Annotated in this window: 3 protein-coding genes; all 3 read right to left on the reverse strand. The window is 47.9% G+C overall.

From position 1 onward, the window contains the following. Positions 1-1,925, reverse strand: a 1,925-nt coding sequence (locus Xedl_RS00005; RefSeq protein ID WP_143180291.1) for a condensation domain-containing protein, incomplete at its 3' end; no start/stop codon positions are given. Next, entirely contained in the window at positions 1,918-8,619 is a 6,702-nt protein-coding gene (locus Xedl_RS00010) for a non-ribosomal peptide synthetase (RefSeq protein WP_244149644.1), read from the reverse strand. The genes Xedl_RS00005 and Xedl_RS00010, both read right to left, overlap by 8 nt. Positions 8,620-8,655: 36 nt before the next feature. Then, entirely contained in the window at positions 8,656-11,895 is a 3,240-nt protein-coding gene (locus tag Xedl_RS00015) for a non-ribosomal peptide synthetase (RefSeq protein WP_074022034.1), read from the reverse strand. Positions 11,896-12,152 lie beyond the last annotated feature (257 nt).

The following is a 12,152-nucleotide window of genomic DNA, read 5'->3' on the forward strand; positions in this document are numbered from 1 at the left end:
ACCTTATTTCGCTGAGATTCATCATCCAGCAGCCAGACGGGCAGGTCTGCTGATGGTAACAGTTCCTGCAAATGTTGCTGCGTCAGCAATAACACCGGCCGGCTGTCCGACAGTTGATAAGCCAGTCGTTCAGCCGGATATTCCGGATCGAGCGGAATATAGCCGGCTCCCGCTTTCAGGATAGCATACAGGCCAATGATCAAATCCAGACTGCGGTCAACACAAATTGCCACGCGATCATCGGGGCGTACACCTGCGGCAATCAGTTGGTGAGCCAATTGGTTAGCGTGACGGTTGAGTGTCGCATAACTCAGTTGGTGCTCGCCAAACACTAACGCGGTGGCATCTGGGGTTTGCTCCACCTGTAGTTCAAACAGTTGATGGATCAATAACGTTTGTGGGTATGGAAAGGCTGTATCATTGAAATCGTCTAACACTTGAGTACGTTGGTGTGGTTGCAATAGTGGTAAACTTTCCACTGGTTGCGAATCATCTTTAACCATCGCGGTTAGCAGGGTTTGCAGGTAACTGGCGATGCGTTCAACACTGGTATGGTCAAACAAATCACTGGAATATTCTAATCCCCCCACTAAACCATTTTCGGTCTCATTTATCGAGAGGGACAGATCGAAATGCGAGCTGTTTTCAGTCAGGTTGATTTCACTAATAGTGATAGCTGGTAAGGCTATATTCTGCTGTCCAGGGGTATTATCCACTGACATCATAACCTGAAAAATCGGGCTATGGCTGAGGCTACGAGGTGGTTTGAGTACCTCGACCAATTGTTCGAATGGCAGATCTTGATGCGCGTAGGCGTTCAGTGCATGGGTCTTAACTCTGGCTAGCAGAGCGCTGACCGTTGGATTGTCATCTATTTGAATTCGCAGAGCCAGCGTGTTAACAAAAAATCCAATCAACGGCTCTAATTCGCTATATTGCCGATTAGCAACGGGTGTGCCAATTACCAGATCTTTCTGCCCGCTAAGACGGGACAGCAAAGTTGCCCATCCTGCCATCAGCGTCATAAATAATGTTGTTCCGTGACGCTGGCTAAGGTTTCTTAATCCGGCACTCAATTCCGGTGACAGCACGATATCGACATACCCTCCGGTATAACTCTGTTTCTCTGGGCGTGGCCTGTCTGTCGGCAGTTCCAGAAGTGCAGGAGTCCCCTGTAACGCATCGCGCCAGAAATTCACCTGTTTTTCCAGTACCTCGCCCTGTAGCCATTCTCTTTGCCAAAGGGCATAGTCGGCATATTGGAGTGTCAAGGCGGGCAGGCGATCACTCAGTCCTTCGCTGAACGCATGATAAAGAGTGGAAAGTTCGTGCATCAGGATATTGAGAGACCAGCCATCGGAAATAATATGATGCTGGGTGAATAGCAGGATATGTTCATTTTCAGCCAGTCGCAGCAGGCGCCCCCTGATCAGGGGGCCTTGTGCAAAGTTAAAGGGTTGGCTGGTTTCACGCTGGACGATATCTTCGATAGTCGTTGGCTGCTTTTGCGCAGGCAGATGGCTGAGATCTTCCACCGCCAAAGAGAAGCCACTCTCTGGTTTTCCAATAAGTTGCAGGGCCTGGCCGTCGACCATTTTGATAGTCGTACGCAGAATTTCATGACGGGAAACAATGCTGTTGAGTGCGTCTTGCAGGGCATCTAAATTCAGATAACCTTGCAGACGCAGACCACCTGGAATGTGGTATGCCGTTTGTGCTGCCGGATCTAACTGCGCCAAGAGCCATAAGCGTTGCTGTGCCCAGGATAGGGGAAGCGATTGCTGATCAGCGTTTCTCGGTAAAATTTGCCTTTTTTCTCCGATCTGCTTGTTTTCCCCGATTTGACTATTTTTAATGCGTTCTTTGATTTTTTTCTGGAGTACCGCTTGTCTTAATTCAAGCAGGCTTAGCTCTTTGTTACTCATTTAATTCATTATCTCCATTTAGCAGGACACGCAGTTCATCTTCGGACAAGTTTTCCAATTCTTTTTGCAGTAATTCGAGATCTTCTTGTGCGAAAAAAGTTTCAATCTGTCTTGATGCGATAAGCTCGGCGAGTTCAGAAAGTTCGGGATGGGTAAATATGTCCTGAATGGACACTTCAAGATGGAATTCATCACGCAGTCTTGCCATTAACTGAATGATTGATAGGGAATTTCCACCTAAATCAAAGAAGCTGTCATGACGTCCTATTTGTTCTAGCCCCAATAGATTCTGTAGGATAGCGGCAATTTGCTGTTCGATTTCACCTTGGGGTGATTCGTATTCGCGGCTGGCAATGGCTGAACGATCGGGCGCTGGCAGTGCCTTGCGATCTAATTTGCCGCTTCCGGTCAACGGGAAGGCGTCCAACACAACAAACGCACCAGGCATCATATAGCTAGCCAGACGGTGATTCAGTTGTTCACGCAGGCTATTGGCCTCTAATGTGCAACCGGATTGTGGAATGACATAGGCCACCAGACGTTTGTCGCCGGTGTCTTCTTCACGGGCGATCACTACGGCATCCCTGACACCTTCACAGGCGGCCAGTTGTGCTTCAATTTCCCCCAGTTCAATGCGGAAGCCGCGTATCTTGACTTGAAAATCGTTGCGTCCCAGATATTCAATCATGCCATCTGGTAACCAGCGTCCTAAGTCACCGGTTTTGTACATGCGCGCATTTGGCTGTGTACTGAATGGATCGGCAACAAATTTCTCTGCTGTCATCTCTGGCTTATTCAGATAACCCCGTGCAACACCTAAACCAGCGATATGAATTTCACCCCTGACACCGATAGGAACCGGTTGACCAAGGGTATCCAAAATATAGATACGGGTATTGGGCAATGGGCGACCAATCGGAATATTGTCATTGATATAGGGAAATTGCGTGTTATCTATCGCCAGTTTATCTACGGTCAATAGTTTATCTACGGTCAATGTGGTGGCAATAACGGTGGTTTCCGTCGGGCCATAAGAGTTAATCCAGCGGCAGGATTGAGTTTCCGCGTGAGACAGCCAATTCATTAAATGACGGTGCTCTGCTTTCTCACCGCCCACAATAAGGGTGTGCAGATAGGGGCTGAAACCACTGCGTCCCGTCATCATCTCCTGTACCCAGTGATGCCAGAAGGCCGTGGGCATATCCATAATGGTGATCTTCTGATCGCGTAAGAAGGTGACGAATGTCGCATCCGGTATTCTGATATGCGGCGGGCGCAAAACCAGTGTCGCACCGGCCGCCAGAGTCGGGAAAATATCCGATACTGACGTATCAAACGCCACGGTGGCAAATTGCAGGATACGATCCCCCAATTTAGGCTCACTGGTCTGATGTTGGGCATGAATAAAGTTGACGACATTGCGGTGCTCCAGCATTACGCCTTTGGGCTGACCGGTAGAGCCGGAGGTATAGATGATATAGGCCAGATGGTGTGGCTGAAGTCCCATTTGTTGAGCATCAGGGTTATGGTCGGGTTGTTGTGCTACCGCGTTACGATGGCGGTCATCATCCAACAATAAGGTTGGAATATCCTGCACCGGCAAATGTGCTTGCAAATGGCGTTGAGTCAATAACCAGGCAGGTTTACTGTCTGACAATTGATAAGTCAGCCGTTCTGTGGGGTACTCTGGATCAAGGGGAATATAACCGGCACCCGCCTTAAGGATGCCATACATGCCAATGATCATCTCCAGACTGCGCTCAACGCAGATTGCGATGCGATCATCAGGGCGCACGCCGGATGCTATCAGATAATGAGCTAACTGGTTGGCGTGGTGGTTCAGTTCGGCATAACTCAATGCAGTTTCACCGAATATCAACGCAGTGGCATCCGGTGTCTGCGTGACTTGGTGTTCGAACAGTGAGTGGATCAGGCTATCTTGCGGATAGGCCTGAGCGGTATGGTTGAAATCGACCAATAATTGCTTGCGTTGTTGTGGTTGCAGCAACGGTAGATCTTGTACTCGCAGAGAATCATCAGCAACCATCGCTGTTAACAGGGTTTGCAGGTAGCTTGCAAGTCGTTCAATGGTGGTACGATCAAACAGGTCACTGGCATATTCCAATTCACAGACTAACCCATTATCAGTATCGTTCATGGAAAGTGACAGATCGAAATGGGTGCTTCTTCGGGTTAACGGCAGTTCATCTATCACTAAATCGGGTAATTCAAGGGGTTGCTGTATTGGCGTGTTATCCAGCGCGAGCATGACCTGAAATATCGGGCTATAACTTAAGCTACGTGGCGGTTGCAACGCTTCGACCAATTGCTCAAAGGGTAAGTCTTGGTGGACATAGGCGGCCAGTGCATGGGCTTTGACTTGCGCCAATAACGTACCGACGGTGGGGTTATCTTCCAGTTTCACCCTGAGCGCCAGCGTATTGGCAAAGAAACCGATCAACGGTTCTAATTCGCGGTGCTGACGGTTGGCGATCGGTGTCCCAATAACCATGTCTGGTTGACCACTGATGCGGGCAAGCAAGATTGACCATGCAGTGAGTAAAGTCATAAATAGTGTGGAACTGTGGCGCTGGCTCAATGCCTTTAAGCTGTCACTTAATGCAGGTGGAAGGGTGAATGCCACTTGATCCCCACGGTAGCTCTGAACCGCAGGACGTGCTCTGTCTGTCGGCAGTTCCAGTAACGCAGGGGCATCTTGCAGTGCTTCTCGCCAGAAATTGACCTGTTTTTCCAGTATTTCACCTTGCAGCCATTGCCGCTGCCAGAGAGCATAGTCAGCATATTGCACTGTCAGTGCAGGCAATGGATCGTCTTGTCCTTGAATGAAAGCACGGTAGAGAGTGGTCAATTCATATATCAGGATGTTTAGTGACCAGCCATCCGAAATCATGTGGTGCTGGGTCAACAACAGAACATGTTCATCATTGGTAAGTTTCAGCAATTGCCCGCGGATTAATGGTTCCAGAGCAAAATCAAAGGGATGGTTGGTCTCAAATTGCGCGGCGGCATCAATAGCAACCTGTTTTTCTGCCTCAGCTAATTGACGGAGATCTTTAATGGTCAAATTAAAGCCACGATCCGCATTAGCAATCATTTGCTGAGCTGTGCCTTCTTCCATTTTAATCGTTGTACGCAGAATTTCATGGCGGGCAACGATCTTATCCAAAGCCGCTTGCAGCGCATTCAGGTTTAGTTGTCCTTGCAGTCGCAATCCGCCAGAGATGTGATATGCCGTCTGGGCGGCAGGATCTAACTGTGCCAGGAACCACAGGCGCTGTTGTGCCCAGGAGAGGGGTAGAATGTGTTGCCGGTCGGCAGGTAATATCACCGGTGGTGTGGAATGCGGCGCTGGTCGATTGGCTGTACCCAGTGAGTGTGCCAAATCTGACAAAATGGGATGGGTGAAGAGATGTTGCAAGTCAACTTTGCTGTTGAAAACCTGGCGTAAGCGGGTAGCCATTTGTACCGTCAGTAAAGAGTGACCACCTAACTCAAAGAAATTGTCATGACGTCCCACTTGCTCCAGCCCAAGCAGAGATTGCCAGACTTCCGCCAGTTTCTGCTCAATTTCCCCTTGAGGGGCTTCGTATTCACGGCTGGCGATGGCAGTCTGATCCGGTGCAGGCAAGGCCTTGCGATCTAATTTACCGCTACCGGTCAGAGGAAATGCATCCAGTATCACAAATGCACTGGGGATCATGTGCTCCATCAGATGGATGCTTAATTGTTCACGCAGGTGGGAAGGTGTGAGCGTAACATCAGGTTGTGGTATCAGGTAGGCGACCAGACGCTTGTCGCCAGCCGTTTCTTCACGGGCAATGACCACCACATCTTTGACGCCATCACAGGCAGCCAATTGCGCTTCGATTTCTCCCAATTCAATACGGAAACCACGCAGTTTGACCTGAAAATCATTGCGCCCTAAATATTCAATCGTGCCGTCTGGCAGCCAGCGCCCCAGATCACCGCTTTTATACAGGCGAGCATCAGGCTCTTTGCTGAATGGATCGGGTACGAAGCGTTCTGCTGTCAATTCCGGTCGGTTCAAATAACCACGGGCGACACCGGCACCACCAATATAAATCTCTCCACTAACCCCGATGGGAACGGGTTGACCGAAGGGATCAAGAAGATAAATGCGCGAATTAGCATTGGGGCGACCAATGGGAATACTGTTGGCAATTTCGTCGGAAGAGCCGCTATTGAGTATCAATGAGGTCACGATAACGGTGGTTTCAGTTGGGCCATAGGTGTTAATCCAACGGCAGAATTGCGTTTCTGGCAACGATTGCCAATCGACCCAATGGCGGTATTCCGCTTTCTCCCCACCGACAATGACCGTATGCAGGTAAGGGCTGAAACCTGTACGATCGGCTTTCATCTCCTGTACCCATTGGTGCCAGAACGCAGTCGGCACATCCATGATGGTGATTTTCTGCTGCTGTAAAAAGTCAATAAACTCCGTATCTGGCACACGAATATGGGCAGGACGCAGAACTAAAGTTGCTCCCGCGGCCAGTGTCGGGAAAATATCCGATACGGAGGTATCAAACGCCATAGTCGCAAATTGCAAAATGCGATCCCCTGGTTGGGGTTGGCTGATTTGATGTTGAGCATGAATAAAGTTGACGACATTGTGGTGTTCCAGCATCACCCCTTTAGGTAATCCGGTCGAACCGGAGGTGTAGATGATATAGGCCAGATGGTGTGGCAGAAGCCCTAATTGGCTGGCATCAGGATTGTGGTTCGGCTGTTGTGCCACAACATTGAGATGATGCCCATCATCCAGTAACCAGACCGGAACCTCCGTCGACGGTAAACTCGCCTGTAAATGTTTTTCGGTCAGTAATAACTTTGGTGTGCTATCTGATAATTGATAAGCCAGCCGTTCGGCAGGATATTCCGGATCGAAGGGAACGTAACCTGCCCCTGCTTTGAGAATTCCCAACATGCCAATGATCATATTCAGGCTGCGCCCGACACACAGTGCTACGCGGTCGTCTGGGTGTATGCCAAAGGCAATCAGGCTGTGAGCCAGTTGGTTGGCACGTTGGTTCAATTCTGCATAATTCAGTTGCGTATCCTGATATAGCAAGGCAATAGCATCAGGCGTCGACTCTGCTTGTTGTTCAAATAGCTGGTGGATCAACTTATCCTGTGGGTAGGTGAGGGAAGTATCGTTAAAATCTACCAACAATTGCTTGCGCTGTTGGGGGGTCATTAACGGCAGTTCAGCCACCCGTTGGCTATCATCAGCCACCATTGCCACCAGCAACGTGTTTAACTGGCCGACTATCCGTTCAATCGTAGCGTGATCGAACAGATCACAGGCATATTCCAGATCACCCACTAACCCATTTTCTGTTTCATCCAGGGTTAAAGTCAGGTCAAAGTAAGCGCTATCTCTGATTAATGACCGCTCATTCAATACCAATCCCGGCAGCTCAAAATGCCGTTGTCCCGGCGTATTATTGGTTGCCAGCATCACCTGAAAGATCGGGCTATGACTTAGGCTACGCGGCGGTTGTAAGATCTCGACCAATTGTTCGAAGGGCAGGTCTTGATGGGCAAAGGCATTGATTGCCTGTGCTTTCACTTGTGTCAGGAGTTCACTGACACTGGGGTTATCGTGCACTTGCACACGTAATGCCAGTGTATTGGCAAAAAAGCCGATTAAAGGCGCTAATTCAGGTTGTTGACGATTAGCAATGGGAGTGCCAATGACAATATCATCCTGACCACTGAGGCGGCAGAGCAATGTCGCCCATCCAGCCAATAACGTCATAAATAAGGTGGTTCCGTGGCGCTGGCTGAGTGCTTTTAAACCTGCCTGCAATGCGGGAGGGAGGGCAATATTAATGCGTCCACCGAGATAGCTTTGTTTTGCAGGGCGCGGACGGTCGGTAGGTAATTCCAGAAGCGCGGGAGCCCCTTGCAGGGTGTGACACCAGAACTCGACCTGTTTTTCCAGCACCTTTCCTTGCCGTTCATTTTTCTGCCAAAGAACATAATCAGCATACTGAATGGTCAAGGCGGGCATAGGATCAGGTTGCCCTTGACTGAAGGCGCGATAAAGTGTGGACAGCTCTTGCATCAATACACTGACTGACCAACCATCAGAGATAATATGATGCTGAGTTAATAGCAGAATATGCTGATCTTCGGCCAGTTTCAGCAAACGTCCCCGTGCCAGCGGGCCACTCACAAAATCAAAAGGGTGATTTGCTTCAAGATAAGCTATTTTTTCAATCGCCGCTTGCTGTTCTGCGCGTGTGACAGAGTGCAGGCTGAGATCTTCTTGGATCAGGGGAAAACCACAATCTGCATCATGAATGATTTGTTGTGCTTCGCCTTCTACTGCCACGATGGTAGTCCGCAAAATTTCATGGCGCGCCACAATACGATCCAAGGCGGCTTGCAAGGCATTCAGATTCAGTTTGCCTTGCAGGTTCAACCCGACTGACATATGGTATGCCGTTTGTGCAGCAGGATCTAATTGAGCAAGGAACCATAAGCGTTGTTGTGTCCAGAATAATGGCACGCCGTTATCCCGCGGTTGAGCCGTGATTGGTGTTTTTTGAGTAGACTTGCGGGTCAGTTTTGCTGATTGAGCTAACTCAAGTAGTCTTCTGCGTTCCGTTAAGGGTAGAGATGAAAGCTCGTTATTATTCATTGAATGATCACCAGTTAAAACAAAGTAAAATAGAATCTAATTCATTGATTTATAAATCTCTTGCAGAGACTCTGAATCAAATTGCAGTAATAGAGAGTCGATAATGCATGCTTCAAGTTGACAGAGGGTTGGATGGGAAAACAGTTGATGAATAGATAATTCAACATCAAATGCTTGTTTGATTTGTGACTGTAGCTGTAGCACTAACAAAGAGTGACCGCCCAATTCAAAGAAGTTGTCATAGCGGCTTACCCGATCCAATCCCAATAATGCTTGCCAAATGGCGGCCAACTGCTCTTCGGTTTCACCTTCTGGAGGGGCATATTCACGACTTGACATAGCCGCGTGATCGGGAGCAGGCAAGGCCTTGCGATCGAGTTTGCCATTTGGAGAGAGAGGAAACGTCTCCAGCATCACAAAGGCGCTCGGTATCATGTAATCGGCAAGAGTTCGGCTCAATTGTTCACGCAGTTGAGAAATGCTCGGTGCGCTATCCTGATTTGGGATCAAATAGGCAACCAGTCGTTTGTCATTGGTGCCATTTTCACGGGCAACAACCACCGCGTCACGAATACCGGCACATTGGGTCAGGCGGGTTTCAATTTCACCCAATTCAATGCGTAATCCGCGAATTTTGACCTGAAAATCATTGCGTCCCAGATAGGTGATACTGCCGTCTGGTAGCCAACGTGCCAGATCGCCCGTTTTATACAGACGAGCAGCAGGATCAGTATTGAATGGGTCGTTAATAAAACGTTCAGCAGTCAACTCCGGCAGGTTCAAATAGCCACGGGCGACACCGACTCCCCCAATGTGAATTTCACCCGCCACACCAATTGGAACGACTTCTCCGTGGGGATCGAGAATATAGATTTGGGTATTGGAAATAGGATACCCAATCGGTACTTGCCCGATATAGCGATCCGGCACACATTGCCAGGCAGTGACATCAATGGCTGCCTCCGTGGGGCCGTATAAATTATGCAACTCACTGTGAGGCAAGTGGGACAGACAGTGTTGTTGCAAGGCATAGGGTAACGCTTCCCCACTGCATAAAATTTGGCGCAGAGACAGGCAGCGTCCGGCCGGAATGTCATGGAGAAAACTTTGCAACATGGAAGGCACAAAATGGATCGTCGTGATCTGACGATGTTCTATCTCTTCCAATAAATAGTGCGGCTCTTTGTGACCGCCAGGGCGAGCCATGACTAATCGGGCGCCAAACATCAGCGGAAGGAAGAATTCCCAAACAGAAACATCAAAACTAAAGGGTGTTTTTTGTAAAACGCGATCTTGTGGGGTTAATTGATAAGTCTCCTGCGCCCAGAGTAAACGGTTAACCACACTGCGGTGCTCATTCATCACCCCTTTGGGTAATCCGGTTGAACCAGAGGTGTAGAGGACATAGGCCAGATGACGCGATGTCAGCCCTAAATTAGCGACCTCTAAGTTATCATCGTCTTGGCGGGCAATATCAGCCTGAATGGTGGGATTATCCAAAAACCAAACAGGAATTCCGGTCACGGGCAGTTGTTCTTGTAAGCCATGATGGGTTAGCAGGATCACAGGTTCACTGTCTGACAGAATATAAGCGAGCCTGTCTGTCGGATATTCAGGATCGAGCGGCACATAAGCAGCCCCCGCTTTTAAAATTCCCAGCAGACTGATGACCATATCCAGACTGCGCTCCATACAAATGGCGATGCGATCATCTGGATGAATTCCCGCTGCGACAAGAGCGTGAGCCAGTTGGTTAGCCCGCTGATTCAATTCCTTATAACTGAGTTGAGTATTCCCACACCGCAGCGCAATTGCAGTTGGATTGCGTGCTGCTTGTTGCTCAATAAATGGATGGATTAAAGCGTGTTGCGGGAAGGGTTTGTCGGTATTGTTGAAATCATGGAGGATTTGTTGACGTGCCTGTTCATCTAGCAATGGCAAACGATCAATTGTTTGTTGTTCGTCATCGGCCATCGCTTCCAGCAGAGTCAGGAGATTCTGCATAAGCTGGGAAATGAATGCTGCATCAAATATTGCAGTGTCATAATAAAAGGTATAACCGATATGATCGCCAGATTCTAAGACATTTATCATCAATGGCACGGGGACATCGGCATAGAGAGGATATGAGAAAGACCGCAACTCTGCATTTCCCCACTGTACCGTTGCATTGTCATCTTCCGCCATCCAGAGGCTGGTTAGATCACCCAGATAGCGGGCTTTCTGGAATATCATGACTGTCTGGAAAACGGGGTGAACTTCTGCATTGCGTTGCAGTTTCAGGTGTTCCAGTACCTTAGAGAACGGATATTTCTGGTTTTCAATACCCTGTCGGATGGTTTTCGTTGCTTGTGTGATATGTTCCTGTACTGTCATATCACCGTTTATCTGGCAGCGTAAAGCGACGGGATTGATAAATTCGCCGACTAATTTTCCCCAACGAGCCCGACCTCTTCCCGGTAAGATAGAACCGATAATGACATCATCCACTTCGGTATAACGGCTCAGAAGAATCTGATAGGCGGCCAGAAAAACCGCAAACAGGCTGTTATCATATTTTAGAGCCAGTGTTTGCAGCTTATGCGTCAATGAGTTGTTAATTATTTTCTTTAAAGATATTTTTCCTGTCGCGGGTAGCGTGCTGTTTTTAGGCGGCCATTGCGAAACAGTCAAATCGCCCGCCAATATGTTTTGCCAGAATTGTTGTTGTTTTTTGGCGCTGGCACTTTTTAACCATTGTTGTTGCCATTCCACATAATCGTGAAACCTATTTTCTGGTGCGGGTTCCAGCGGTTTTGCAGAAAGCAGGGCATCGAGTTCATCTAACAGTATCCAATAAGACCAGCCATCAACCGCCAGATGATCAAAGGTCAAAACCATTACGCTTTCTTGTTGATTGCGTTGATACCAACTGGCATAAACCCGCAGCGGATGGGCTAGATCAAACATATGCCAGCAATCATCTTGAACACGTTGTTTAAGTGTTTCATCGCTAAGATGTTGGGCATCATGTATTGTCAGTGTGATTTTAGCGCTGTCTGCGATGCAATAGCCTAATTCCCCCCCATAGAGTCCAAAACTTGCTCGCAGCATCGGATGTCTTTGTACCAATTTATTGAGAGCTTCTTCTAAACACTTAGCTGTTAATCCTTTAATGTGAGCGCAAAATGCACTGTTATTTTGACCGCGCTTGTCAGGGGCAATTTGATATTGAAACCAGCGGCTGCGTTGCGCTTCTGATAAAGGGAATGATTTCAATTTTTCCGGGTAATTCATTCTATAGCTCCCTTTTTATGGGTACATTAAAAATAAAAATAAAAACATGAGAACTGATAAAACAAAAAATCACACTTGGATTTAAACAACAAAAATAGCTGACCATTCTAATAAAAAAGAACAGTCTTATTTTTTATGTTTATTACGTTATTACATGAGCTTACATTAAATAATTTTATTCCACATTTATAATAATATTTTTCTGATGTGTCTAATTTTATTATAGATAATATGTGATAAATTTTATTGTTATGGGT

The organism is Xenorhabdus eapokensis (assembly GCF_001908105.1).

Coding starts and splice junctions, on each gene's coding strand:
- Xedl_RS00015 (WP_074022034.1), bottom strand. CDS start 11,895: ATGAATTACCCGGAAAAATTGAAATCATTCCCTTTATCAGAAGCGCAA.
- Xedl_RS00010 (WP_244149644.1), bottom strand. CDS start 8,619: ATGAATAATAACGAGCTTTCATCTCTACCCTTAACGGAACGCAGAAGA.